A 25486-nucleotide genomic window follows, 5' to 3' on the forward strand; every position below is an offset into this window, starting at 1 on the left:
CCCGCGCGGCGGCGCCCCCTCACGCACCCCCCGGGACGGAATCTGTATGAGTCTGAACGGTCTGGTCGACGCCGCCGTCGCCGACAGCGCCCTCGCTGAGGCGGTCCAGGCCGCGGTCTCCGGATCGCGGCCGCATGTGGACCTGGTCGGTCCGCCGGCCGCCCGCCCGCTGGCCGTCGCGGCGCTGGCCGCGAAGGCGCACCGCACGGTGCTCGCCGTCACCGCCACCGGGCGGGAGACCGAGGACCTGGCGGCGGCGCTGCGCACGATGCTGCCGCCGGACGCCGTGGTGGAGTTCCCGGCGTGGGAGACGCTGCCACACGAGCGGCTGTCCCCGCGCAGCGACACCGTGGGCCGGCGGCTCGCGGTGCTGCGCCGGCTGGCGCACCCGCGGGCCGACGACCCGTCGGCCGGCCCGGTGCAGGTGGTGGTCGCCCCGATCCGCTCCGTGCTGCAGCCGCAGGTCAGGGGCCTCGGCGACCTGGAACCTGTGGCGCTGCGCAGCGGCACCACCGCCGACCTCGGCGCGATCGTCGACGGCCTGGCCGCGGCCGCCTACGCGCGGGTGGAGCTGGTCGAGAAGCGCGGCGAGTTCGCCGTGCGCGGCGGCATCCTCGACGTCTTCCCGCCCACCGAGGAACACCCGCTGCGGGTGGAGTTCTGGGGCGACGAGGTCGAGGAGATCCGCTACTTCAAGGTCGCCGACCAGCGCTCGCTTGAGGTCGCAGAACACGGCCTGTGGGCGCCGCCGTGCCGCGAGCTGCTGCTCACCGACGACGTCAGGGCGCGGGCGGCCGAGCTGGCCCTCGCGCACCCGGAGCTGGGCGAGCTGCTGGACAAGATCGCCGAGGGCATCGCGGTCGAGGGCATGGAGTCGCTGGCCCCGGTGCTGGTGGACTCCATGGAGCTGCTGCTCGACGTGCTGCCCGCCGGGTCGATGACGGTGGTGTGCGACCCGGAACGGGTACGCACCAGGGCCGCCGACCTGGTGGCCACCTCGCAGGAGTTCCTGGAGGCGTCCTGGGCGGCCTCGGCCGGCGGCGGCGAGGCGCCGATCGACCTGGGCGCCGCCTCGCTGTGGCCGATCGCCGACGTCCGCGAGCGGGCCCGCGAGCTGGGCGTGCCGTGGTGGTCGGTGAGTCCCTTCGCCGCCGACGAGGCAGGCGACCTGGACGGCGACACCCTCCAGCTGGGGATGCGCGCCCCCGAGCTCTACCGCGGTGACACCGCACGGGCGCTGGCCGACACCAAGGGCTGGATCGCCGACGGCTGGCGGACGGTCTACGTCACCGAGGGCCACGGCCCGGCCGCCCGGGTCGCGGAGGTGCTGGCCGGCGAGGGCATCGCCGCCCGGCTCGACGTGGAGCTGACCGAACTCGTCGCCTCCGTGGTGCATGTCGCGACCGGGTCGATCGAGCACGGCTTCATCGACCCGGCACTGCGGCTCGCCGTGCTGACCGAGACCGACCTGTCGGGACAGCGGTCCTCCACCAAGGACATGGGGCGGATGCCGTCCCGGCGCCGCAAGACCATCGACCCGCTCACCCTGACCGGTGGCGACTACATCGTGCACGAGCAGCACGGCGTCGGCCGCTACGTGGAGATGGTGCAGCGCACCGTCCAGGGCGCCACCCGCGAGTATCTGGTCGTCGAATACGCCCCGGCCAAGCGCGGCCAGCCCGGCGACCGGCTGTTCGTGCCCACCGACCAGCTGGAGCAGATCACCAAGTACGTCGGTGGCGAGGCCCCGACGCTGCACCGGCTGGGTGGCGCGGACTGGACGAAGACCAAGGCGCGGGCGAAGAAGGCCGTCAAGGAGATCGCCGCCGACCTCATCAGGCTCTACTCCGCCCGGATGGCCGCCCCCGGCTACACCTTCGGCCCCGACACCCCCTGGCAGCGCGAGCTGGAGGACGCCTTCCCCTACGCGGAGACCCCCGACCAGCTCACCACCATCGCCGAGGTCAAGGAGGACATGGAGAAGTCCGTGCCGATGGACCGGCTGATCTGCGGCGATGTCGGCTACGGCAAGACCGAGATCGCGGTGCGAGCGGCCTTCAAGGCGGTGCAGGACGGCAAGCAGGTGGCGGTGCTGGTGCCGACGACGCTGCTGGTGCAGCAGCACTTCGGCACCTTCTCCGAGCGGTACGCGCAGTTCCCGGTCAACGTGCGGGCGCTGTCCCGCTTCCAGAGCGACTCCGAGGCCAAGGCGGTGCTCGAAGGGCTGCTCGACGGGTCGGTGGACATCGTCATCGGCACCCACCGGCTGTTCTCCTCCGAGACCCGCTTCAAGGACCTCGGCCTGGTCGTCGTGGACGAGGAGCAGCGCTTCGGCGTGGAGCACAAGGAGCAGCTGAAGAAGCTGCGGGCCAACGTCGACGTGCTGACCATGTCCGCCACCCCCATCCCCCGCACCCTGGAGATGGCGGTCACCGGCATCCGGGAGATGTCCACCATCACCACCCCGCCCGAGGAGCGGCACCCGGTGCTGACCTTCGTCGGGCCGTACGAGGAGAAGCAGATCGGCGCCGCCATCCGGCGTGAACTGCTGCGCGAGGGCCAGGTCTTCTACATCCACAACCGGGTCGAGTCCATCGACCGGGCGGCCGCCCGACTGCGGGAGATCGTGCCGGAGGCGCGGATCGCCACCGCCCACGGGCAGATGGGGGAGGCGGCCCTGGAGTCGGTCGTGGTCGACTTCTGGGAGAAGCGCTTCGACGTGCTGGTATCGACCACGATCGTGGAGTCCGGGATCGACATCCCCAACGCCAACACGCTGATCGTGGAGCGCGGCGACACCTTCGGCCTGTCCCAGCTGCACCAGCTGCGCGGCCGGGTCGGCCGTTCCCGGGAACGCGGCTACGCCTACTTCCTCTACCCGCCGGAGAAGCCGCTCACCGAGACCGCGCACGAGCGGCTGGCCACCATCGCCCAGCACACCGAGATGGGCGCGGGCATGTACGTCGCCATGAAGGACCTGGAGATCCGCGGCGCGGGCAACCTCCTCGGCGGTGAGCAGTCCGGCCATATCGCGGGGGTCGGCTTCGACCTCTACGTGCGGATGGTGGGCGAGGCCGTCGCCGACTACCGCTCGGCCCTGGAGTCGGGCGGTGAGCCGGAGGAGACGCTGCTTGAGGTCAAGATCGAGCTGCCGGTCGACGCCCACGTCCCGCACGACTACGCCCCCGGCGAGCGGCTGCGGCTGCAGGCCTACCGCGCCATCGCCGCCGCCAACTCCGCCGAGGACGTCACCGCGGTCCGCGAGGAACTGGTCGACCGCTACGGCCCGCTGCCTGAGCCGGTGGAGAACCTGCTGCTGGTGGCCGGCCTGCGGATGCTGGCCCGCAAGGTCGGTGTCGCCGACATCACCCTGCAGGGCGGCAACGTCCGCTTCGGGCCGGTCGACCTGCGCGAGTCGCAGGAACTGCGGCTGTCCCGGCTCCACCCCCGCGCCGTCCTCAAGCCGGCCACCCACCAGGTCCTGGTGCCCCGCCCGGCCACCGCCCGCGTCGGCGGCAAGCCGGTGGTGGGGCGCGAACTGCTCCAGTGGACCGCGGACTTCCTGACCACCATCCTCGACACGTAACCCCCGCACGTCCCTCTCCCCCCTATTCCATCCCTTGCCGTCCCTGCCCCTCCTCGCCCCCGGCCGGCGACCGTCACCTCCCCCGCGGTTACAGTGCGGGCGTGACGATCACCGGTGCGGGGACGAACGTACGGCCGCTGGCCGCCGGGCAGCGCGCCCGGCTGCTGGTCGGCGACATCGAGGGCGGCGAGCCGCGGCTGGTCCACGAGACCGCGGACAGCGCCCTGGAAGCGCCGAACTGGTCCCCGGACGGCCGCTGGCTGGTCGTCAACCAGGACGGGCTGCTGCTGCGGATCCCCGCCGACGCCTCCCACGGCGACGGCGTGCTGCCCGAGGTCATCGACACCGGCGGCATCACCGACGCCAACAACGACCACGTGCTCTCACCGGACGGCGCCACCCTCTACCTGTCGGCAGGCGACGGGCACATCCACGCGGTGCCCTTCACCGGCGGCCCCGCCCGCCGGGTCACCAACGACCGCGCCCCCGGCCCCTTCCGGCACTTCCTGCACGGCGTCTCACCGGACGGTCTGACCCTGTCCTACGTCGGCGTCGAGCCCCACGGCGGCGACGAGTGGGGCTACCGCAACATCTTCACCCTCCCGGCCGCAGGCGGTCCCGACACCCGGCTGACCGACAGCCCGGCTCCCGCCGACGGCCCGGAATTCACCCCGGACGGCGACTGGATCCTCTTCAACTCCGAGCACGGCGCCACCACCCCGGGCCACGCCCAGCTCTTCCGGATGCGCCCCGACGGCTCCGAGTTGACCCGGCTGACCTGTGACGAACGCGTCAACTGGTTCCCCCATCCCTCCCCCGACGGACGGCACATCCTCTACATCAGCTTCCCGCCGGGCACCGAGGGCCACCCCGCCGACCGCGACGTCGTGCTGCGCCTGCTGGACCCCGCCGGCGGCGCCCCGCGCGACCTGGTCGCCTTCTTCGGCGGCCAGGGCAGCCTCAACGTCAACAGCTGGTCCCCCGACAGCCGCCACTTCGCCTACGTCGACTACCCGGTGGACTCCGCGGCCGACTCCCGGACGGGCGCCGCCTAGTTCCGCCGCAGGATCACGTAGCCGTCCTGGTTGGCTATCTCCGTGTACGTCGAGCCCGGATGCAGCTGCGTGCCGTAGGTCAACGGGTCCGGCACCCAGCCGCTGGAGTTGTCCAGCGCGATGTACTGCGGCACCACTCCGGTCGCGCCGCCCACCCAGTAGACGGTGGTGCGGTGCACCAGCCGGCTTATCGGCCCGACGTTCGCCTCCACGGTGGCGCCGTCGGGTATCAGGTCAAGCACCTTCTCCACCGCCTTGGTGCGCGCGTCGACCTTGTAGGTGTCGCTGTGGCTCAGCGACGCCAGCGGCAGTGACAAGGTCAGCACCATCGCCGCTCCCACCGCCGCGGCCGGCACCCCGGACGCGTACGACCGCAGCCAGGGCAGCGGGCTCCGCTTGAAGCGGTCCGCCGCGTCCACCAGGGCCAGGAAGATCACCGGCATCAGCACCGCGCTGTAGTGCCAGGCCGTGCCCCAGTTCTCCGGGTAGTGCGACAGGAACCGCCATCCGATGGTCGGCAGCGCCGCCACGATCAGCGGCGACCGCAGCGCCAGCAGCCCGCTGGTCGGCAGCAGCATCCACAGCAGCGTGCGCACCGCGGTGCCGAACGGGATGCGCCCCGTCATCGTGCCGTCGCCGTTGATGTGGTTGAACGCGTCGTAGCCGGGGCCGTGGAAGGCGGGGATCAGCACCCCGAGTGCCAGCGCGGACGCCGCCACTCCGAAGCCCATCAGCCCGATCGCCCAAGGCCCGTAACGCTGTGCGTCGCTCAGCGGCGCCTCCACCTGGTCACCTCCTCCCGATGTCCCGTCCTGCTCCGTGATGTCCGGTCCGGCACGGTCGCCCGCGACCGTGCCGGCCGGCTGCCGCTCACCCGCCGCCTGCGCCGGGACGGACGTCTCCGGCTCCGCCGGCTCCCGGGTGCGCCACCAGACGATCGCGCCGATCACCGCGGCCGTGACGCCCATGTCCTCCTTGACCAGCACCAGTGGCAGCGCCCACCACATCGCCGCGGCCCAGCGCCTGCGGAGCACCGCCTCCAGCGAGAAGGCCAGCAGCGGCATGGCGAACGCGACCTCGTGGAAGTCGAAGTCGACCGCCCGCTGCACCCCCCACGACAGCCCGTACGCGACCCCCACGGCCAGCCCGCGGCCCCGCCCGAGCAGCAGCCCGGCGCCCCGGGTGACCGGGATCACCGACAGCGCGAACAGCAGCGCCTGGGCCACCAGCAGGGTCGCCGGGGTCGGGAAGACCCGGTAGAAGGGGGCGATCAGCGCCGTGATCGGGCTGAAGTGGTCGCCGAGCGCGTTGAACCCCGGGCCCTTCAACGCAGTGGTCGGCGCCTGCAGATGCGCGTAGCCGCGGACCGCCTGCTCGAAGATGCCCAGATCCCAGGACATCGTCAGCATCCGCCGATACCGGGTCAGCGACAGCAGGACGTAGGCGACGAAGAAGACGGCACCCAGCAGGTAGGGATCCGGCCGCGTCCCCGCGATCCGCTCCCGCAGCCCGGAAAGGGCGGTCAACCCTGGTGCGGCGGTGCGTGGCACGGCCTCGCCGCTCTTCTGCGGTATGACGGCCTCGGCCCTGTCCATCGTCGTCCTCCCGAGGAAGCGGGGTCGGGGTCTGCCGGAAAAGATACGGGACGGGACTGTGCTCGCGGGACCCGTGGGGAGGCCCGGGCATCCCGCGGCCTCTTTGGACCGCCACCCGTGCCCGCCCGGCCCTCCTCGCCCGGCCGGTCAGCCGCCGGCCGGGCGCGGCGCCGGCGTCAGTCGGTCTTCGTCCACTTGCCGCAGCCCGAGGTCTTGAAGTAGGCGTCGCGGCTGCCGATGGTGACCACGCCCTTCCCGGTGACGTTGTCGTTCGCCGCTATCGAGTCCACATCGTGCAGCGCGTCCTTGGTGCGCTCCCAGTAGCAGGCGTCCCCGCCGCTGGTCTTGTAGGTGCCGGCGGCTATGTCGGTGCCCACCTTGAACATGCCGTCGCCGGGCATCGACGTCTTCGGCGCACCGCTCTTCTCGGCGCCGGCCGCGAACCAGTCCTTGCAGTCGGTCGTCTTGAAGATCTTGTCCGTCTTCTTGATCGTCACGTAGCTGCTGCCGGTGACGTTGTCGTTGGCCAGGATCGAGTCCGTCCCGCCCTTGGCGTCCTTGGCGCGCTCCCAGTAGCACATGCCGTCGTCGTTCCCGCTGGTCCTGTAGGTGCCGGGCTGGATGTCGGTGCCGACCTGGAAGGTGCCGTCGCCCTTGAAGGCCGGCTTGACCGCCGGCTTGCCCTCTTTCTTCTTGGCTGCCGCCGACGCGGGCGCGGACGAGGCGGTGCCGCCCGCCTTGCCGCCGGTCGAGCCGGCGGAGGCGGCCGAGGAGGCGGAGTCGTCCGCGGGACCGCAGGCGGCCGCGCCGACAGCGAGGACGCCGGCGACGGTGCCTGCGGCGGCGAGCCGGACGAGAGACGTCTTGGACATGGGATTTCCCCCCAGTGTTCGGCGGGCCTCGATGGCCCTGTGAACCGTTGTCACCATGAGAGCATTCGACTGTTAACCGAGTCAACGGGAAATCTCGAACGAGTGATGTTCACGCCGTGAAGGGGTTCGCCCACGATCGCTGGGTATGCTCGCTCACACGAACACGTCGAACGCGGACGAACCGGGGGAAGGAGAAAACCGTGCCCGAGCACGCGAGTGAGGTGACAGCGGCGGGAATCGCCAGGCTGGCGGGTGTCGGAAGGGCCGCCGTCAGCAACTGGCGCCGACGCCACGACGACTTCCCCCGGCCCGTCGGTGGCTCAGACACCAGTCCCACCTACGAGCTGACGGCCGTCGAGCGCTGGCTCCACGAGCAGGGCAAGCTCCCCTCCGTGCCGCCGCACGAGCGGCTCTGGCAGCGGGCCGACAGCCACCCCGACGGCGTGCCGGCCGCGTTGCGCATCGCCGGATCCCTGCTGATGGTCATGCAGGGGGACCCCGCGCTCTCCGTCAGCTACACCGCCGCGACCGACGACGAGCTCGCCGCCCGCCTGCCGGCCGAGATGGAGACGGCGCTGGCCGCCCGATTCGGCCCCGAGCACCCGGTGCACCTGCCGGACAGCCTCGACGACGCCGTGCCGCTGCTCCGCACCACCGCGAAGTTCGCCCAGGACACCGGCCCTGCCCAGACCTACGAGTTCCTGTTCGGCCGCTATCTGGACGCCAACCCGCGGCAGTTCACCCTCACCCCGCAGGGCCCGGCCGAGCTGATGGCCGCGCTCGCCGGCGACCGTCCCGGCCGCGTGCTCGACCCCGCAAGCGGCAGCGGTGCGCTGCTGCGCGCCTCCTCGGCCACCGAGTCCGTGTACGGGCAGGAGATCGACCCCGAGCTCGCCTCGCTCACCGCGCTGCGGCTCGCCATGGCCACCGACCCGGCCGTCAGCATCCGGATGAGCTCGGGCGACAGCCTGCGCGAGGACGCCCACCGCGAGCTGACCGTCGACACCGTGCTCTGCCACCCGCCCTTCAACGACCGCAACTGGGGCCACGACGAGCTGGGTTACGACCCGCGCTGGGAGTACGGCTTCCCGGCCCGTACCGAGTCCGAGCTGGCCTGGCTGCAGCACTCGCTCGCCCATGTCCGCGACGGCGGCACCGTCGTGATGCTCATGCCGCCGGCCGCCGCGTCCCGCCGGTCCGGCCGCCGGGTCCGCGCCGACCTGCTGCGCAGGGGTGCGCTGCGCGCGGTCGTGGCGCTGCCCGCGGGAGCGGCCCCGCCGCACGGCCTGCCGCTGCATCTGTGGGTGCTGCGCAAACCGGACCCCGACCGGCGTCCCCCCGGGGAGCTGCTGGTCTTCGACGCCGCCGGAATACCGGAACACGGCGCGGAGAAGGCGCCCTGGTACGCCGTCAGCGCCGCGGTTCTCGACACGTGGGCGGGCTTCGACCTGCACGGCTCGGTGCCTGACCGCCCCGGGGTCAACCGGACGCTGCCGGTGATCGAGCTGCTCGACGACGACGTGGACGTGACCCCGGCCCGGCATCTGCCACCGCCCACCGCCGAAGGGGGCGCGGCCGCGCTGGAGTCGGTGCGTGACCGGCTGGCGCAGACCCTGCGCCGCACCGCGGAGATAGCCCCCGCACCTCCGGCGGTCGGCGAGCCCGCCCGCTGGCCGACCACCACCGTCGGCGAACTCGCGCGGGCCGGCGCCCTGCTGATGCGGGCTGGCGGCGGAGGCACCGCCCCGGCGGACGGTTCGGCCGCGGGCCACGCCGTGCTGACCGAGCACGACGTGGTCGTCGGCGGCGAACCGACGGGGCTGCTCCCGCCGGGCCGGCCGGACGGCACCGTCGAGGAGCCGGCGCTCGTCGAGGAGGGCGACGTGGTGGTGCCGGTCCTCGGCGGCGGCGCGGTGGCCCGGGTGGTGGACGGCGCCGCGGCCGGCGCCGCGCTGGGGCGCAACGTGTATCTGCTGCGCCCGGACACCACCGCCCTCGACCCGTGGTTCCTCGCCGGGTTCCTGCGCGGCACCGCCAACAACCGTCAGGCCAGCAGCTTCGCCTCGACCTCCACCAGGCTCGACGTGCGTCGGCTCCAGGTGCCGCGGCTGCCGCTGGCCGACCAGCGGCGGTACGGGGAGCGCTTCCGCACGCTGGCGGCGTTCGAGGAGACGCTGCGTCAGGCCACGCAGCTCGGCGACCAGCTCGTCCGGGGCCTCTACGACGGACTGACCGACGGGACGGTGCGTCCCGGATAGTTGTCCACAGGTCGTGGAGGAAGCGTCGCGGCGTGTCCGTTGCGGCCGATACGCTCTCGATCAGGCAACCGCTTCGACGACCAGGAGCATCAGATGTACGGCCCCGGCATCGCCCCGCCGCAACCCCGCCCCGCCGGGCGTGCGACCGTGCTCTGGCTGCGCGTGCTCTTCACCGCTCTGCCGGTGCTGTCACTCGGCTTCCTCGCGTGGGGCTCGCTGCTGCGGCTTGCCCTGGTGCGCAAGAACCCGCTGGACTGGGCGCTGATGGTGATCGACATCGTCGCGATCGTCGTCGGCTACACGCTGGTCGGGCTGGCCCACGACAACACCGACACCTGGCAGTCCAACGCGGGAACGTTGACGGTGCTGGTGTGCATGTTCGGCACCCCCGCCTACTTCCTCGTGATGGACATCAGGGGCAAGGGGCCCCGGCCGGCCGGCTACACGACGCCGACCGGATACCCGCCGAATCCGTACGCGACCGGGTACGGCCCGGTGCCCGCGCCGATGGGCGCGGGTCGGGAGCAGGGCGGGATACCCCGGTCCGCGCCGATGCAGAGCCAGGCGCCGACCCCGACCCCGACGCCCACCCCGATGCCGCCCCACACGCCGATGCCCGCCCGGCCGCCCGTGTCCGGGCAGTCCCCGGCGCCGCGGATCGACCAGGTGCGGGCCGAGCTGGACGAGTTGAGCGACTACCTCCTCAAGGAGGAGGGCCGGTGATCGGTCGGCTCATCGCCGGCCGGTACGAACTGTCCACCGTCATCGGCCAGGGCGGCATGGGCCAGGTGTGGACGGCGTACGACCGGCGGCTCGACCGTCGGGTCGCGGTGAAGCTGTTGCGGCCCGACAAGGTCGCCGGCGGTGACGACGCCGACGACCTGCGCCGGCGGTTCGACCGGGAGTGCCGGGTCACCGCCCAGGTCGACCACCCGGGCCTGGTGACCGTCCATGACGCGGGGGCGGACGGCGACGAGCTGTATCTGGTGATGCAGTACGTGGAGGGGGCCGATCTCGGCGACCATCTCGCAGAGCACGAGCCGTATCCGTGGCCGTGGGCGGTGGCGGTGGCGGCGCAGTTGTGCGCCGTGCTGTCGGCGGTGCACGCGGTGCCGATAGTCCACCGCGACCTCAAGCCGCGCAATGTGATGGTCCGTCCGGACGGCACGATCACGGTGCTCGACCTGGGGGTGGCGTCGGTGATGGACACCGACACCACCCGGCTGACCCACACCGGTTCGCCGATCGGCAGCCCGGCGTACATGGCGCCGGAGCAGGCGATGGGCGGCGCGGTCGGCCCGCGCACCGACCTGTACGCGCTCGGCGTGCTGCTGCACGAACTGCTCAGCGGCAATGTGCCGTTCGCCGGCACCACGGCGCTCGGCGTGCTGCACCGGCACCTGTACGAGGCGCCCGTGCCGCTGCGGCAGTTCCGGCCGGAGGTGCCCGAGCCGCTGGAGTCCCTGGTGCTGCGGCTGCTCGGCAAGGACCCGGAGCACCGGCCCGCCGGCGCGCTGGACGTCTACCGCGAGCTGGCCGCGCTGCTTCCGCCGCCGCATTCGGCGCACCGGGCGCCGGGGCCGCTCGACCCGACGCGGCCCTTCCTGCGGCCCCAGGCGCCCTGGCCCGAGCACGCCGCGGCACCCGCTCCCGCCGTGGCCGCACCGGTGCCGCCCCCGCTGCCGGCGCAGGCGCCGCGGCGCGCCGACCTGGCGGCGGCCGTCGACGAGGTCAAGCGGTTGCTTGACGCCGGCCGGATCACCCAGGCCGTCGACCTGCTCGGCGGCATCATCCCGGCCGCCGCGGAGAAGCACGGCGAGCACTCGCCGGTCCTGCGCGCGCTGCGCAAGCAGTACGCGGCGACGTTGATGGAGGACGGGCAGTATCGCCGGGCGCTGCCCGAACTGCGGCTGCTGTCAGAGGAGTTCGCCGCGCAGTACGGCGGCGCCGACCGCCAGGCGCTGCAGTTCCGCTACGAGGCGGCCCAGTGCCTGGAGCAGCTCGGCGACCCCAGGGCCGCGCTGTCCGAATACCGCGTGCTGCTGCCGTACTTCGAGCAGTACGCCGCCACCAGCCCCGGCACCCCGCTGGACATCCGCCGCAGGACGGCCCATCTGCTGCTGTCCGTCGGCGACCCGGCGGCCGCCCGCGACGTCCTCACCCGGCTCCTCTACGACGCCGACCGCGTGCACGGCCCGCACCACCCCTTCCCCGCCGAGATCCGCAGGACCCTGGCCTGGCTCGGCCAGGTCCAGGCGTGAGGGCGGCGGGAACACGGCCGCGGCCTGCTCAGTCGCGCCGCAGCACCACGTAGCCGCCGGCGTCGGCGATCAGTGAGTAGCGGGCCTGCGGGTGCAGTTGCAGGGCGTAGCCGACGGGGTCCTGGAGCCAGTCGGAGCGGTTCTCGAACGCCAGGTAATCCGGCGCCCGGTCGCCGGTCTGCCCGACCCAGTAGACGGTGGTGCGCCGCACCAGGCGGCTGAGCGGCCCGACGTTCGCCTCCACCGTGGCACCGTCGGGGATCGCGGCGAGGGCCCGCTTGGCGGCCCTGGTCGGGGCGTCGACCTGATAGGCGACCCGGTGCGTCAGCCCGGCCAGCGGCAGTTGGGTGCTCAGGGCGAGTGCGGCGCCCAGCATGACGGGCGGCACCGCCCGGACGAAGGAGCGCAGCCACTCCGGCGCCCAGCGCCGGCCCGGGGCACCGAGCAGCGCCGCGCGGTCCACCGCGGCGAGGAAGACCACCGGCATGAGCACGGCGTTGTAGTGCCAGGCGGTGCCCCAGTTCTCCGGGTAGTGGGACAGGAAGCGCCAGCCGAGCGTCGGCACCACGACCAGCAGCAGCGGCGAACCGAGCGCGAGCAGCCCGCCGGCCGGCAGCAGGATCCACAGCACCGTGCGCAGCGCGGTGACCACCGGGACGTGGGCGGTGATGGACCCGTCGCCGTTGATGTGGTTCAGGGCGTCGTAGCCGGGGCCGTGGAAGGCCGGGATGAGCCAGCTGACCTCCCAGGCCGAGGCGACGGCGCCGAAGACCGCCAGGCCGAGCGCCCAACTGCGGACGAAGGAGCCGCCTTTGGCGCCGCGCACGGTGTCGTGGCCGGCCCGCAGCCACACCACCGCGCCGATCATCGCGACCGCGGCGCCCATGTCCTCCTTGACCAGCACCAGCGGCACCGCCCACCCCATCGCGGTCCGCCAGCGCCGCCGCAGCACCGCGGCGAGGGAGAAGGCCAGCAGCGGCACGGCGAAGGCGATCTCGTGGAAGTCGAAGTCGACCGCCCGCTGCACCCCCCAGGACAGCCCGTAGGCGGCGCCCAGGGCCAGCCCGCGGCCGCGGTCGAGCAGGTGCGCCGCGGCGCGCGTCACGGGCACCACCGAGAGTGCGAACAGCAGCGCCTGGGCGACCAGCAGGGTCGCCGGGGTGGGGAAGACCCGGTAGAAGGGCGCGATCAGGGCGGTGATCGGGCTGAAGTGGTCGCCGAGCACGTCGAAGCCCGGCCCCTTGAGGTCGGCGACGGGTGCGTGCAGATGGGCGTAACCGCGCACCGCCTGCTCGAAGATGCCCAGGTCCCAGGACATCGTCTCCATGCGGCGGTAGCGCGAGAGCGACAGCGCCGCGTAGAGGGCCAGGAAGCCGGTGGCCAGCAGCCACGGGTCGAGGCGGGCCGGCAGCCGCCACCGCCGCACCGCCGCGGGCGCGGCCGCCGGCCCGGTGGCCGTCCGCCGTGCGGGCACGGTCGCGGCGATGTCCCGCAGCCCGGACTCCTGGGCCGGCAGTACGGCCTCCGCACTGTCCCTGTCGCCGTCCATGCGCGGGTCCTCCCTTCGCGTCGGCGGCCCCGCCATGCTCCACGGCTCGCCCGATCCGCCCCGGTTCGGGGTGTCACCAGCTTGACCACGGTGAGGGCCGGTCCCGATCGCGGCACGCCGACATTGATCCGGTCGCCGCAGTCGGCGGCAGTGGCGGTGTCCGGGGAGCCGTAGTCTCCGCCGCTGGGGGAAGGCAGTTGACAATATGTTCTTCCGTTCTTCGCATCGCCCGCCGCACCCGGCCGGGCGACCCGCCACCACCTGACCCGGCCCCGGGACTCCCGGACGACCTTTGAGAGGCGCAGATGGCGCACACAGCGCACACGAACACCAGGGCCGCACGCACCCTGGTCTGCACGGCGGCCCTCGCCGTCGCCCTGGGCGGCACCCTGGCGGGCTGCAAGGACCCGACGGTCGACGCGGGCACCGGCAGTTCCTCGTCCTCCGGCGCGAGCGCCCCGAGCGGCCACGCGGGCAAGGGCAGCGCCCTGGCCGCGGTCGGCGACCTGACCGTGAAGGGCCGGGCGCCGAAGACCGGTTACTCGCGGGACCGCTTCGGTCCCGCATGGGCGGACACCGACCACAACCACTGCGACACACGCGACGACATACTCAAACGCGACCTGCGCCAGACGTCGTTCCGGGACGGCGCGAAGAAGTGCATCGTGACGTCGGGGACGCTCGCCGACCCCTACACCGGCAAGAAGATCACCTACACGCGCGGTGCGAGCAAGGTCGACATCGACCATGCCGTGGCCCTGTCCGACGCCTGGCAGAAGGGCGCCGCACAGTGGAAGGACGACAAGCGGGAGGACTTCGCCAACGACCCGCTCAACCTGCTGGCCGTCGACTCGTCGACCAACCGGCGCAAGAGCGACGGCGACACCGCCACCTGGCTGCCGCCGAACGCCGCCTACCGCTGCGACTACGTGGCGCGGCAGGTCGCGGTGAAGAAGAAGTACGGCCTGTGGGTGACCTCAGCCGAGCGCGACGCCATGCGCAAGGTGCTGGGCGGCTGCTCCGACGAGAAGCTGCCGACCGGCTGATCCGCCGCCCGCCGGCCCGCGGACGGCGGGCCGGCGCGGGACGTGCCGCGGCGGCTGTGCGGATCCTGTTGGCCGGAGTGCTGGCTATCGGCACCCCAGGATCAATATCCTCGTGCTCGATCATCACATCAGCATCGTGAGGCTTGTTCCCTGCCGGGAGGCACCCATGGTCCGCCGCCGCACCGCCGTCTCGATCGCCGCAGCCGCCCTGCTGCTGGCGTCCCCCGCTCTCACCGCGTGCGGGTCGGGACCGGCGCAGCCCGGCGCCGCGGCCGTGGTCGGCCGGCAGCGGATCACCGTGTCCACCCTGCAGGACAAGGTCAACGAGGTGCGGGCGGCGCAGGCCGCCTCCCCGCAGGCCGCCCAGCTGGTCGCGGCGGGCGGCAAGCTGTCGACCCAGACGCTGAGCATGCTGGTGCAGAACACCGTCATCGAGCGGGCCGCCGCCGACGCCGGGGTGACGGTCAGCGACGACGAGGTGCAGCAGCAGCACGCGGCCGCGCTGCAGCAGTTCGGCGGCAGCGAGCAGGCACTCGACGCGGCGCTGCTGCAGCAGTACGACATCGTCCCGGCCGGCGCCGACAGCTTCTTCCGAACGAACGCGCTGGTCGGCAAGCTGATCGTGAACCTGGGCTTCCAGCCGGGCAGCGACGGCGGGCAGGCCGCGATCGTGAACGCCATCGCCAAGACCGCGACCGGCCTGGGCGTGAAGATCAACCCGCGCTACGGCGCCTGGGACGCCAAGAAGGCGATCATCGGTGACGCCAGCGACCCGTGGGTGGTCACCAGGACCCCGGGCTCGGCCGCGCCGGCGGCGTGACGCCGTTGTCCGACCCGCGAGGTACGTTCAAGGGGTGAACGACCTCGACGACACCGCAGGCGCCCCCGGCCGGCTGATCCTGCTCACCACCAGCCATCGGGTGGCGCCCGGCCAGCTGTCCTGGCCCGCGTGGCAGACGCTGCGCGGCGCCGACCGGGTGCTGTGCGCGGACCCCGACCACCCGCAGTTGCCGTTCCTGCGGGAGGCGGGCGTGGCTGTCGAGGTGGCGGCGCCCACCGGCCGCGAGCTGGCCGAGGCGACGGCCGGCGGCCGCACGGTCGTCTATCTGCCCGCGGGCGGCGGAGAGGGCGACCGGGCCGTCACCGACGAGCTGGCCAGGCTCGGCGGCTCGGGCCGGGTCGCGATGCCCGACCTGGAGCTGCTGCCCGGTTCCTACGATCTGCCGGGCGCGCGGCTGCTCGACCTGGTGCAGGTGATGGACCGGATCAGGGCCGAGTGCCCGTGGAGCAGCCAGCGCACCCACGAGGAGCTGGCGAAGTACGGCATCGAGGAGATGTACGAGCTGGTCGAGGCGATCGAGGAGGGCGACCGGGACGCGGTGCGCGAGGAGCTGGGCGACGTGCTTCTCCAAGTGGTCTTCCACGCGGTGATCGCCGAGGACGACCCGGACGAGCCGTTCGGGATCGACGACGTGGCCGCCGGCCTGGTGGCCAAGCTGGTGCACCGGCACCCGCATGTCTTCGGCGACGAGATCGCCGAGACGCCCGAGCAGGTGCGGGCCAACTGGATACGGCTCAAGGGCGTCGAGAAGTCCCGCGAGTCGGTCACCGACGGCGTCCCGCCGGCGTCCCCCGCGCTGGCGCTCGCGGCCAAGCTCGCCGGCCGTGCCCGAGAGGCGGGCCTGCCGCTGCCGGCCACCCCGCCGGTCCCGCTCGACGGCGACGAGACCGCGCTCGGCGACCATCTGCTGGCCGAGGCCGCCGCGGCCCAGGCGGAGGGTATCGACCCGGAAGCGGCGCTGCGGCACGCCGCACGCCGCTACCGCGCGGCCATCCGCGCCGCGGAGGCCGAAGCGAGGGGCACGACGGCGGCCGGGGGCGGGACCGGGGCGGCCGGGCAGCACCCTCAGGAGCAGTAGCGCCGGTCACGTACGGTCGGGGGATGACCGAGCCCGCCGCGATGCCCGAGCTGTTCACCTGGGAGTTCGCCACCGACCCCTACCCGGCGTACGCCTGGCTGCGCGAGCACGCCCCGGTGCACCGCACGACGCTGCCCAGTGGCGTCGAGGCCTGGCTGGTGACCCGGTACGCCGACGCCCGGGAGGCGCTGGCGGACCCGCGGCTGAGCAAGAATCCGGTGCATCACGCGGAGTCGCCCGGCGCGCGCGGCAAGACCGGCATCCCGGGGGAGCGCAGCGCGGACCTGATGACGCATCTGCTCAACATCGATCCGCCCGACCACACCAGGCTGCGCCGCCTGGTGTCCAAGGCGTTCACCCCGCGCCGGGTGGCCGGCTTCGGCCCGCGGGTGCAGCAGCTGACGGACCGTTTCGTGGACGGCTTCGCGGCGCGTGGCGAGGCCGACCTGATCCACGACTTCGCCTTCCCGCTGCCCATTTACGCGATCTGCGACCTGCTCGGGGTGCCGGCCGAGGACCAGGACGACTTCAGGGACTGGGCCGGGATGATGATCCGGCACGGTGGCGGCCCGCGCGGCGGTGTGGCTCGTTCGGTCAAGCGGATGCGCGCGTATCTGGTCGAGCTGATCCACCGTAAGCGCGCGGAGCTGGCCGCCGGAGCGGGCGCGGGCGCGGACGGCGGCCCGCCCGACGACCTGATCTCCGGTCTGATCAGGGCCGGCGACCACGGCGAGCACCTGACGGAGAACGAGGCCGCCGCGATGGCCTTCATCCTGCTCTTCGCCGGGTTCGAGACGACGGTCAACCTCATCGGCAACGGCATGCACACCCTGCTGACGCACCCGGGCCCGCGCGCCGAGCTGCAGGCGTCCCTCGCCCGCGGCGAGAGCGCGCTGCTGGAGAGCGCGGTGGAGGAACTGCTGCGCCACGACGGCCCGGTGGAGCTGGCGACATGGCGTTACGCGACCACCGCGCTGACCCTCGGCGGCCGGCCGGTCGCGGCCGGCGACCCGGTCCTCGTGGTGCTTGCGGCCGCCGACCGCGATCCGGCGCGCTTCGCCGCGCCGGACACGGTCGACCTCGCGCGGGCCGACAACCCGCATCTGGGGTACGGCCACGGCATCCACTACTGCCTGGGCGCCCCGCTGGCCCGGCTGGAGGCCAGGACCGCACTGGCGACGCTGCTCACCCGGCTGCCGGACCTGCGGCTCGCCGCCGAGCCCGCCGACCTGCGCTGGCGCGGCGGCCTGATCATGCGTGGGCTGCGGGCGCTGCCGGTGGCCTTCACGCCCGAGGCGGCACAGCGGAACTGACCGCACGTCAGGGCCGTGACCCCGACGTGACGAGCGCTACATCGACTTGTGATCCCCGGGCCAACAACGCTACGTTCTGCGGTCAACGCGAGGCACGCACGGCTCGCGGGACGCGCCGGTCCTTACGGTGCGTGGCAGTTGCCGGTGACGGCGGGCCGCGCGGGCGCGTAAAGGCTGTGAGGAAAGGCGACCGCATGCTCTCGTCAGGGAACGGCAGGCACCGACGTCCCCGCCAGGCCCCAGCGGCCATGGTGACGGTCGCGGCGACCGGCGCAGGACTGGCGCTGCCCCTGCTGGGCGCGGGCGCGGGTGCCGCGCACGCCGCGGACGCGAGCACCTGGGACAAGGTCGCGGTCTGCGAGACCGGCGGCCTGTGGAGCGCCGACACGCACAACGGCTTCTACGGCGGCCTCGCCATCACCCAGGACACCTGGAGCCAGTACGGCGGCACGGCCTACGCCCCGCGGCCCGACCTGGCCTCCCGGTCGCAGCAGATAGCCGTGGCCGAGAAGATCCTGGCCGACCTCGGCCCCGACGCCTGGCCGGGCTGCGAGAAGGGCACAGGACTGCTCAAGGACACCGGCACGCCGGACGTGGACCCGGGCAGCACCGCCACCGCGACCCCGGCGCCGACCACCCCCGCCGACCCGGCCGACCCGGGAACCCCCGCGGACTCCGGCACGCCCACGACCACCCCCGCCGATCCGTCGGCGCCGGCCACGCCGGCCGATCCGGCTACGCCGACCACCACCGCGCCGCCGTCGGCAAGTACGCCCGCCCACCCCGGTACGGGCTCGGTGCCGCCCAGCGCGGTCGCCCACCCCGGAACGGCGCACGGCACCCCTCCGGCCGCTCCCGCCGACCCCGCGGCCCCCAGCGCGCCCACGGACGGGAGCGGGCGTCACGCCCGCCCGTACAGCCCCTCCGACGAGGCGCTGGCAGCGACCGACCGGGCGACCCGTACCGAATCCTCCGCGGTCACCGCGAACGTCGCGGATGCCAACGACACGGTCACCACCGGCAATACGGACACCGGCGCCGATACGGACCCGGGTACGTACAAGGTCGGCGCAGGCGACTCGCTGTCCGGGATCGCGTCCGGCCATGATGTGGCGGGCGGCTGGCACCGGCTCTACGACGTCAACCACCAGCTGATCGGCGACAATCCAAACCTCATCAAACCCGGACAGATTCTCAGCCTGGGGTGAACGCCGGCTGCCGGGAGGCCGAACAGCCGTGCCGGGCAAGCCCGGTGACAAAACGGACGTACGGTATTTCCGTGCCCTGCGGCGATGTGACAAGCCTCTCTCCGGAGCTGTGACCGGCTGCTCGCTCGCTGCTGAGCTCCGGCCGTCCGACCTGCGGGTTCTTCCACTCCCCGAATCCCGGACGGCAGTTGGCGCCCGAAACGCGAGTGTTTGTTCAACCGGGCCCCCTGTGCTTAACGTCTAAACGCTCGCCACAGCGGGCCCCGCCGGAGCGGAACGCCGAGTCCTGCCGCCGCCCCCACGGGAACAGTCGACGCGAAAGCGCCGCAGGCAGGAGCGGGGGACCCACGGTCTTCCGCCGGACCAGAGGCAGTACGCCGCGCAGCGCGGACAGCACGTCGCCGCTGCGTGAACGCCACCGGTCCGGCTCGGGGTGAAGCCGGGCATCCGCGTCCAACACCGCGGTGCCGGCCGGGCAACTCACGTCCGAACCCGACAGCTGACCTCGTAGGCGTCGGTGAGGAACACACACATGGGTAAGCACCGTCGCGCCTCGAAGATGGTCCGTTTCGCCACGTTCGCCGGAGTCGCCGGCACCGCCATCGCCATACCGCTGATCGGCGCCACGTCCTCGTCCGCCGCCTCGGTGGCCACCTGGGACGCCGTCGCCCAGTGCGAGTCCGGTGGCAACTGGTCGATCAACACCGGCAACGGCTACTACGGCGGCCTGCAGTTCTCGCAGTCCAGCTGGGAGGCGGCCGGCGGCCTGCAGTACGCGGCCCGCGCCGACCTGGCCACCAAGGACCAGCAGATCGCGGCCGCCGAGAAGCTGCTCGCCATCCAGGGCCCCGGCGCCTGGTCCTGCGCGTCGGCCGGCGGCCTGACCGCGGGCGGCCCGTCGCCCGACATCAACACCGGCGGCTCGTCGTCCTCGGCAAGCACCTCCACGCCTGCCAAGGCCACCACCCCGGCGAAGAAGGCCACCCCGGCGAAGAAGGCCACCCCGGCCAAGCACACCGCCACGGACTGGAAGCGGCACACCGCCCGCAAGGGCGACTACACCGTCGTCTCCGGCGACACCCTGTCGCGCATCGCCGCCAGCCACCACGTGGCGGGCGGCTGGCACAAGCTCTTCGAGCTCAACAAGGACAGCGTCAAGGACGCCGACCTGATCTACCCGGGCCAGCAGCTGTACCTCGGCTGACCGCCCGGCGGGAACCTCACCGACCGGCCGGTCACGCGGCCCGCCCTCGGGGGCGCCGCGTGCCCGGCCGGTTTTCCGTCTCAGGGGCCGGGCCGGGAACCGGCACGGGCACCCGGGGCGGTTAGGCTCGTCCCGGAAAAGACGAGAAGACATCATCTGAAGGAGACAACGTGCCGTCCATCGACGTCGTCGTAGCCCGGGAAATCCTCGACTCGCGAGGCAACCCCACCGTCGAGGTCGAGGTCGGCCTCGATGACGGCAGCACGGGCCGCGCCGCGGTGCCGTCCGGCGCATCCACCGGCGCATTCGAGGCCCTCGAACTCCGCGACGGCGACAAGAACCGCTACCAGGGCAAGGGCGTCGAGAAGGCCGTCCTCGCCGTGATCGAGCAGATCGGCCCGGAGCTGGTCGGCTACGACGCCACCGAGCAGCGGCTGATCGACCAGGCGATGTTCGACCTGGACGCCACTCCCGACAAGTCCTCGCTCGGCGCCAACGCCATCCTCGGCGTGTCGCTGGCGGTCGCGCACGCCGCCTCCGAGGCCTCCGACCTGCCGCTGTTCCGCTACCTCGGCGGCCCGAACGCCCATGTGCTGCCGGTCCCGATGATGAACATCCTCAACGGCGGGTCGCACGCGGACTCCAACGTCGACATCCAGGAGTTCATGATCGCGCCGATCGGCGCGGAGTCCTTCTCCGAGGCGCTGCGCTGGGGCGCCGAGGTCTACCACACCCTCAAGGGCGTGCTCAAGACCCGCGGCCTGTCCACGGGTCTGGGCGACGAGGGCGGTTTCGCGCCGAACCTCGGCTCCAACCGCGACGCCCTCGACCTGATCATCGAAGCGATCAAGCAGGCCGGCTACACCCCCGGCCAGGACATCGCGCTCGCCCTGGACGTGGCCGCCTCCGAGTTCTACAAGGACGGCACCTACGCGTTCGAGGGCAAGCAGCGCTCAGCCGCCGAGATGACCGAGTACTACGAGGAGCTGGTCGCCGCCTACCCGCTGGTCTCCATCGAGGACCCGCTGTTCGAGGACGACTGGGCCGGCTGGAAGGTGCTGACCGACCGCCTCGGCGCCAAGGTGCAGATCGTCGGCGACGACCTGTTCGTCACCAACCCGGAGCGCCTGCAGAAGGGCATCGACAACGCCACGGCCAACGCGCTGCTGGTGAAGGTCAACCAGATCGGCTCGCTGACCGAGACGCTGGACGCCGTCGAGCTGGCCCAGCGCAGCGGCTACAAGTGCATGATGTCGCACCGCTCCGGCGAGACCGAGGACGTCACGATCGCCGACCTGGCCGTCGCCACCAACTGCGGCCAGATCAAGACCGGCGCCCCGGCCCGCTCCGAGCGCGTCGCGAAGTACAACCAGCTGCTGCGTATCGAGGAGATCCTCGACGACGCCGCGGTCTACGCCGGCCGCAGCGCCTTCCCGCGCTTCAAGGACTGACACCGCACGGCCGTACGCGGTACGGCCGGCGCCGCACGGCAGGGCCGAGGCGGCCGGGGGAGCGCCCCCGCGCCGGTGCGTCCCCGCCCCCGGTTCCTCACCGCGGGCGGGGACGTACCGGCGTACGGACGGACGGGGCAGTATGTTCGGTCCCGCAGGACGTGCGTGCGTCCTGCCGGACGTACGAGGGGAGCGACGGCGTGGGGTCCGACCGGTTCTCCACCGCGGCCCGGCTCAAGGCCATCGGGCAGGAGGCGCACGCGCGGGTCTATCGTGCCGCCGCGGCCCGGCGCCCGGCCCGCCGCAACAAGCTCACCGGACGCGCGGCGCTGCTCGCGCTGGTGCTGTGCGCCCTGGTGATCGCCCTCGCCTATCCGATGCGGCAGTACATCGCGCAGCGTTCGGACATCGCCGACCAGCGCCGCGAGGCGCAGCAGGCGCACCAGAAGGTGGAGCAGCTGCGCGAGCAGAAGGCACGCTGGCAGGACCCGGAGTACGTCCGCACCCAGGCCCGCAAGCAGCTGCACTATGTGATGCCGGGTGAGAACGGCTACTCCGTGGCCAGTCCAGCGCCCACCGGCGACACGCAGGGCGCGGCGGGGGCGAAGCGCAAGAGCGCCGGCAGCCCCGGCGACGACGGCGGCCAGGCGGCCGCGGCCGCGCACCGGCCCTGGTACGCGAACCTGTGGGACGGCGTGGACCACGCCGACGCGGCGGCACCGCCACGGCAGTGAGCGACGGGCGGACGGAGCGCGCCGCACCGCCCCGCCGCCCGTGACCACCGCCCTGCCGACCGGGCACAGATCCAGAGACGGCCACCAGACACAGAACGGCACATGAACACCTCCCAGCAGAATCCCACCCCCGTCAGCCCGGCGGACGCCGCCGCCGTCCAGGCGCAGCTCGGCCGCCCGCCGCGGGGGCTGCGCGCGGTCGCGCACCGCTGCCCGTGCGGCAATCCCGACGTGGTCGAGACGCAGCCCCGGCTGGAGGACGGCACGCCCTTCCCGACGCTGTACTACCTGACGTGCCCGCGCGCCGCCTCGGCGATCGGCACGCTGGAGGCGGAGGGCGTGATGAAGACGATGACCGCGCGCCTGGCCGAGGACGCGGAGCTCGCGACCGCCTACCGGGCCGCCCACGAGGACTACATCGCGCGCCGGGACGCCGTCGAGGTGCTCGACGGCTTCCCCAGCGCGGGCGGCATGCCCGACCGGGTCAAGTGCCTGCACGTGCTGGTCGGCCACGCCCTGGCGGCGGGCCCCGGCGTCAACCCGCTGGGCGACGAGGCGCTGGCGATGCTGCCGGACTGGTGGGCCAAGGGGCCGTGCGTCCCGTTGCGGCAGGACGCAGAAGCAGCCGACGCAGCAGAAGCAGCCGAACCAGCCGGCGCCGCGGCCCCCCGGGACACCCGAAGCACCGGCAGCACCGGCACCGGCACCACCGGCACCGGATCGACCGAGGAGACCTCATGACGACCCGCGTCGCCGCCGTCGACTGCGGCACCAACTCGATCCGGCTGCTGGTCGCCGACGTGGACCCGGCGACCGGCACGCTGAAGGACCTGGACCGGCGGATGCGGATCGTCCGGCTCGGCCAGGGCGTGGACCGCACCGGACGGCTGGCGCCCGAGGCGCTGGAGCGCACCTTCGCCGCCTGCCGCGAATACGCCGAGGTGATCAGGGAGCACGGCGTCCCGGCGTCCCGCGTCCGCTTCGTCGCCACCTCCGCGTCGCGGGACGCGGAGAACCGTCACGACTTCGTGCGGGGCGTGGTGGACCTGCTGGGCGTGGAGCCCGAGGTGATCACGGGCGACCAGGAGGCGGCGCTGTCCTTCGCCGGGGCCACCCGTGAACTGGCCGGGCGCCAGGACCTGCTGACGCCGTATCTGGTGGTCGACATCGGCGGCGGGTCGACGGAGTTCGTGCTCGGCGCCGACGCGGTGACGGCGGCACGGTCGGTGGACATCGGCTGCGTCAGGTTGACGGAGCGTCACATCGTGCGGGACGGCGGGCCGGTCGACCCGCCGACGCCGGCGACCGTCGCCGCGATGACCGCCGACATCGACGCGGCGCTCGCCGAGGCGTCCCGCACCGTCCCCATGGACCGTGCCCGTACGCTCGTCGGCCTGGCCGGCTCGGTCACCACGGTCGCCGCGGTCGCGCTGGCACTGCCCGCCTACGACCCCGTGGCGATCCACCACGCCAGGATCAGCCTCGCCCAGGTCAGGACGGTCACCGGGCGGCTGCTCGCGGCCACCCACGCCGAGCGCGCGGCCATCCCGGTGATGCACGAGGGGCGGGTCGACGTGATCGGCGCGGGCGCCCTGGTGCTGCTGCGGATCATGGAGCACACCGGGGCCGACGAGGTCGTGGTGAGCGAGCACGACATCCTCGACGGCATCGCCTTCGCGGCCGCCGACGGGCCCGCGGAAAAAGCTTTGTGAAACTCTTCACATGAAGTTCCCGCCCAGCGGCCCAATTTTCCCAGGCGTGGGCCCGCCCAGCCCGCTGAATCCCTGGCGGCGGCGTGTTTCGGGGGTGTGACAGCTGTCCGCCCGGCCGCCGAACACCGCATGATCCGCGCTGATCAGCGCCCAGGACGGGGGTGCCGGGCGGGTCGCGGCGGTCACGGACCGCGTCGTGCCTGGTCGCGAAACCGGGCAGGGTAGCACAGGGTGTCCACATCCTTGTGAAGGGGCTCACGAGGTACCCCCCTGCAGGTGCTGGATACTCGATGCCATGAGCACCACGGAGCGTCCACGGATCCTCGTAGTAGGCGGCGGTTACGTCGGCCTGTACGCGGCGCGTCGCATCATGAAGAAGATGCGGTACGGCGAGGCGACCGTCACGGTCGTCGACCCGCGCTCGTACATGACGTACCAGCCCTTCCTTCCCGAGACGGCAGCAGGCAGCATCTCCCCGCGTCACGTCGTCGTCCCGCTGCGGCGCGTGCTGCCCGGGGCCGAGGTGCTGACCGGGCGGGTCGCCGACATCGACCAGGACCGCAAGGTCGCCACGGTCGAGCCGCTGGTCGGCGAGTCCTACCAGCTTCCCTTCGACTACCTGGTGATCGCGCTCGGCGCGGTCTCCCGGACCTTCCCGATCCCCGGCCTGGCCGAGAACGGCATCGGCATGAAGGGTGTCGAGGAGGCGATCGGCCTGCGCAACCACGTGCTGGAGCAGCTGGACAAGGCCGACTCCACGACCGACGAGGACGTCCGCCGCAAGGCGCTGACCTTCGTCTTCATCGGCGGCGGCTTCGCGGGCGCGGAGACCATCGGCGAGGTCGAGGACATGGCGCGCGACGCGGCCGCGTACTACCCGAACGTGAAGCGCGAGGACATGCGCTTCATCCTGGTCGACGCCGCCGACAAGATCCTTCCCGAGGTCGGTCCGCAGCTGGGCAAGTGGGGTCTTGAGCACCTGCAGGAGCGCGGCATCGAGGTCTACCTCAGCACCTCGATGACCTCCTGCGTGGACAAGCACGTGATCCTGGCCAACGGCCTGGAGGTCGACGCCTCCACCATCGTGTGGACGGCCGGCGTCAAGCCGAACCCGGCGCTGGCCAAGTTCGGCCTGCCGCTCGGCCCGCGCGGCCACGTGGACACCGTCCCGACGCTCCAGGTGCGCGGCACCGACTACATCTGGGCCGCCGGCGACAACGCCCAGGTGCCGGACCTCGCCGCGGGCGAGGGCGCCTGGTGCCCGCCGAACGCCCAGCACGCGCTGCGCCAGGCCAAGGTGCTCGGCGACAACGTGATCTCCGGGCTGCGCGGCTTCCCGCAGCAGGAGTACAAGCACGCCAACAAGGGTGCCGTCGCCGGGCTCGGCCTGCACAAGGGCGTGGCGATGATCGTGGTCGGCAAGGCCAGGATCAAGGTCAAGGGCCGCCTCGCGTGGTACATGCACCGCGGCTACCACGGCATGGCGGTGCCGACCTGGAACCGCAAGATCCGGGTGTTCGCCGACTGGACCCTCGGGATGTTCCTCAAGCGCGAGGTCGTCTCCCTCGGCGCCATCGAGAACCCCCGCGAGGAGTTCTACGAGGCGGCCCGCCCCGCCCCGGCTCCGGTCGTGGCCCAGCAGCCCAAGGCCGCCGAGACCGAGAAGGCCGGCGCCGCCTGACGCCGCGGCCCGCGCCGCACCCCGTACAACGCCGTGAGGGCG

The 25486-nt window shown here is 72.9% G+C and carries 19 protein-coding genes and 1 riboswitch; of the genes, 16 read left to right on the forward strand and 3 right to left on the reverse strand.

Annotated elements, in window-relative coordinates; translation table 11 throughout:
- Positions 1-46: 46 nt before the first annotated feature.
- Together mfd and OG702_RS22970 are read left to right on the forward strand one after the other, a co-directional pair.
- Complete coding sequence (gene mfd, locus OG702_RS22965) at positions 47-3586, forward strand: transcription-repair coupling factor (RefSeq protein ID WP_327290804.1); 3540 nt, start codon at positions 47-49, stop codon at positions 3584-3586.
- Positions 3587-3687: 101 nt separating this feature from the next.
- Positions 3688-4641, forward strand: coding sequence for a TolB family protein (locus OG702_RS22970; protein WP_327290805.1), 954 nt, complete (start codon positions 3688-3690; stop codon positions 4639-4641).
- Here the strand turns inward: OG702_RS22970 and OG702_RS22975 are convergent.
- Together OG702_RS22975 and OG702_RS22980 are read right to left on the reverse strand one after the other, a co-directional pair.
- The gene (locus OG702_RS22975; protein ID WP_442814513.1) at positions 4638-6236 is read right to left on the reverse strand and encodes a DUF2079 domain-containing protein; all 1599 of its coding nucleotides are present in this window, start codon (positions 6234-6236) and stop codon (positions 4638-4640) included. The two genes, OG702_RS22970 and OG702_RS22975, sit on opposite strands and share 4 nt — an antisense overlap.
- Before the next feature lie 176 nt (positions 6237-6412).
- The gene (locus OG702_RS22980; RefSeq protein WP_327290806.1) at positions 6413-7108 is read right to left on the reverse strand and encodes a hypothetical protein; all 696 of its coding nucleotides are present in this window, start codon (positions 7106-7108) and stop codon (positions 6413-6415) included.
- Positions 7109-7308: 200 nt separating this feature from the next.
- Here OG702_RS22980 and OG702_RS22985 point away from each other — a divergent pair, with 200 nt between their 5' ends.
- The 3 genes from OG702_RS22985 to OG702_RS22995 all read left to right on the forward strand — a co-directional run bounded on the left by OG702_RS22985 (position 7309) and on the right by OG702_RS22995 (position 11627).
- Complete coding sequence (locus OG702_RS22985; RefSeq protein ID WP_327290807.1) at positions 7309-9366, forward strand: N-6 DNA methylase; 2058 nt, start codon at positions 7309-7311, stop codon at positions 9364-9366.
- A 93-nt stretch (positions 9367-9459) separates the two neighbouring features.
- Positions 9460-10089 (forward strand): hypothetical protein, encoded by a 630-nt coding sequence (locus OG702_RS22990; protein WP_327290808.1) that lies wholly within the window; start codon positions 9460-9462, stop codon positions 10087-10089.
- On the forward strand, positions 10086-11627 hold the full coding sequence (locus tag OG702_RS22995) for a serine/threonine-protein kinase (protein WP_327290809.1): 1542 nt from the start codon (positions 10086-10088) through the stop codon (positions 11625-11627). The genes OG702_RS22990 and OG702_RS22995 overlap by 4 nt, the downstream gene beginning before the upstream one ends.
- Positions 11628-11655: 28 nt before the next feature.
- Here the strand turns inward: OG702_RS22995 and OG702_RS23000 are convergent, their stop codons facing one another.
- Entirely contained in the window at positions 11656-13176 is a 1521-nt protein-coding gene (locus tag OG702_RS23000) for a DUF2079 domain-containing protein (protein ID WP_327290810.1), read from the reverse strand.
- 305 nt (positions 13177-13481) lie between these two features.
- Here OG702_RS23000 and OG702_RS23005 point away from each other — a divergent pair, with 305 nt between their 5' ends.
- The 11 genes from OG702_RS23005 (at position 13482) to OG702_RS23055 (ending at position 25444) form a co-directional block, all read left to right on the forward strand.
- The gene (locus OG702_RS23005; protein ID WP_327290811.1) at positions 13482-14222 is read left to right on the forward strand and encodes an HNH endonuclease family protein; all 741 of its coding nucleotides are present in this window, start codon (positions 13482-13484) and stop codon (positions 14220-14222) included.
- Positions 14223-14388: 166 nt separating this feature from the next.
- Complete coding sequence (locus tag OG702_RS23010) at positions 14389-15042, forward strand: SurA N-terminal domain-containing protein (protein ID WP_327290812.1); 654 nt, start codon at positions 14389-14391, stop codon at positions 15040-15042.
- Positions 15043-15076: 34 nt separating this feature from the next.
- On the forward strand, positions 15077-16141 hold the full coding sequence (locus OG702_RS23015; protein WP_327290813.1) for a nucleoside triphosphate pyrophosphohydrolase: 1065 nt from the start codon (positions 15077-15079) through the stop codon (positions 16139-16141).
- A gap of 23 nt (positions 16142-16164) precedes the next feature.
- A complete protein-coding gene (locus OG702_RS23020; RefSeq protein WP_327290814.1) occupies positions 16165-17454 on the forward strand; it encodes a cytochrome P450 family protein in 1290 nt (429 codons plus the stop codon).
- A 194-nt stretch (positions 17455-17648) separates the two neighbouring features.
- Positions 17649-18662: a transglycosylase family protein gene (locus OG702_RS23025; protein WP_327290815.1), complete on the forward strand. Its 1014-nt coding sequence runs from the start codon at positions 17649-17651 to the stop codon at positions 18660-18662.
- A 389-nt stretch (positions 18663-19051) separates the two neighbouring features.
- Positions 19052-19191, forward strand: a riboswitch (cyclic di-AMP (ydaO/yuaA leader).
- Between the two features lie 3 nt (positions 19192-19194).
- Positions 19195-19866, forward strand: a complete 672-nt coding sequence (locus tag OG702_RS23030) for a transglycosylase family protein (protein WP_327290816.1) — start codon at positions 19195-19197, stop codon at positions 19864-19866.
- Positions 19867-20036: 170 nt separating this feature from the next.
- Positions 20037-21317 carry a phosphopyruvate hydratase gene (gene eno, locus OG702_RS23035; protein WP_327290817.1) on the forward strand — a complete coding sequence of 427 codons (1281 nt, stop codon included), beginning with the start codon at positions 20037-20039 and terminating at the stop codon, positions 21315-21317.
- A gap of 200 nt (positions 21318-21517) precedes the next feature.
- A complete protein-coding gene (locus tag OG702_RS23040) occupies positions 21518-22051 on the forward strand; it encodes an FtsB family cell division protein (protein ID WP_327290818.1) in 534 nt (177 codons plus the stop codon).
- 69 nt (positions 22052-22120) lie between these two features.
- Positions 22121-22792, forward strand: a complete 672-nt coding sequence (locus OG702_RS23045; protein WP_442814730.1) for a DUF501 domain-containing protein — start codon at positions 22121-22123, stop codon at positions 22790-22792.
- On the forward strand, positions 22789-23763 hold the full coding sequence (locus OG702_RS23050; protein WP_327290822.1) for a Ppx/GppA phosphatase family protein: 975 nt from the start codon (positions 22789-22791) through the stop codon (positions 23761-23763). The genes OG702_RS23045 and OG702_RS23050 overlap by 4 nt, the downstream gene beginning before the upstream one ends.
- A 295-nt stretch (positions 23764-24058) precedes the next feature.
- Positions 24059-25444: an NAD(P)/FAD-dependent oxidoreductase gene (locus tag OG702_RS23055; protein WP_327290824.1), complete on the forward strand. Its 1386-nt coding sequence runs from the start codon at positions 24059-24061 to the stop codon at positions 25442-25444.
- The last annotated feature ends 42 nt before the right edge of the window (positions 25445-25486 follow it).

The sequence above is a fragment of the Streptomyces sp. NBC_01198 genome, assembly GCF_036010485.1.
Classification (GTDB): domain Bacteria; phylum Actinomycetota; class Actinomycetes; order Streptomycetales; family Streptomycetaceae; genus Actinacidiphila.

What these genes read in the sequence shown, in the direction of transcription:
- mfd (WP_327290804.1), top strand. Translation starts at nt 47, where the DNA reads ATGAGTCTGAACGGTCTGGTCGACGCCGCCGTCGCCGACAGCGCCCTC.
- OG702_RS22975 (WP_442814513.1), bottom strand. Translation starts at nt 6,236, where the DNA reads ATGGACAGGGCCGAGGCCGTCATACCGCAGAAGAGCGGCGAGGCCGTG.
- OG702_RS22980 (WP_327290806.1), bottom strand. Translation starts at nt 7,108, where the DNA reads ATGTCCAAGACGTCTCTCGTCCGGCTCGCCGCCGCAGGCACCGTCGCC.
- OG702_RS22990 (WP_327290808.1), top strand. Translation starts at nt 9,460, where the DNA reads ATGTACGGCCCCGGCATCGCCCCGCCGCAACCCCGCCCCGCCGGGCGT.
- OG702_RS23000 (WP_327290810.1), bottom strand. Translation starts at nt 13,176, where the DNA reads ATGGACGGCGACAGGGACAGTGCGGAGGCCGTACTGCCGGCCCAGGAG.
- OG702_RS23005 (WP_327290811.1), top strand. Translation starts at nt 13,482, where the DNA reads ATGGCGCACACAGCGCACACGAACACCAGGGCCGCACGCACCCTGGTC.
- OG702_RS23010 (WP_327290812.1), top strand. Translation starts at nt 14,389, where the DNA reads ATGGTCCGCCGCCGCACCGCCGTCTCGATCGCCGCAGCCGCCCTGCTG.
- OG702_RS23020 (WP_327290814.1), top strand. Translation starts at nt 16,165, where the DNA reads ATGACCGAGCCCGCCGCGATGCCCGAGCTGTTCACCTGGGAGTTCGCC.
- OG702_RS23025 (WP_327290815.1), top strand. Translation starts at nt 17,649, where the DNA reads ATGCTCTCGTCAGGGAACGGCAGGCACCGACGTCCCCGCCAGGCCCCA.
- OG702_RS23030 (WP_327290816.1), top strand. Translation starts at nt 19,195, where the DNA reads ATGGGTAAGCACCGTCGCGCCTCGAAGATGGTCCGTTTCGCCACGTTC.
- OG702_RS23050 (WP_327290822.1), top strand. Translation starts at nt 22,789, where the DNA reads ATGACGACCCGCGTCGCCGCCGTCGACTGCGGCACCAACTCGATCCGG.
- OG702_RS23055 (WP_327290824.1), top strand. Translation starts at nt 24,059, where the DNA reads ATGAGCACCACGGAGCGTCCACGGATCCTCGTAGTAGGCGGCGGTTAC.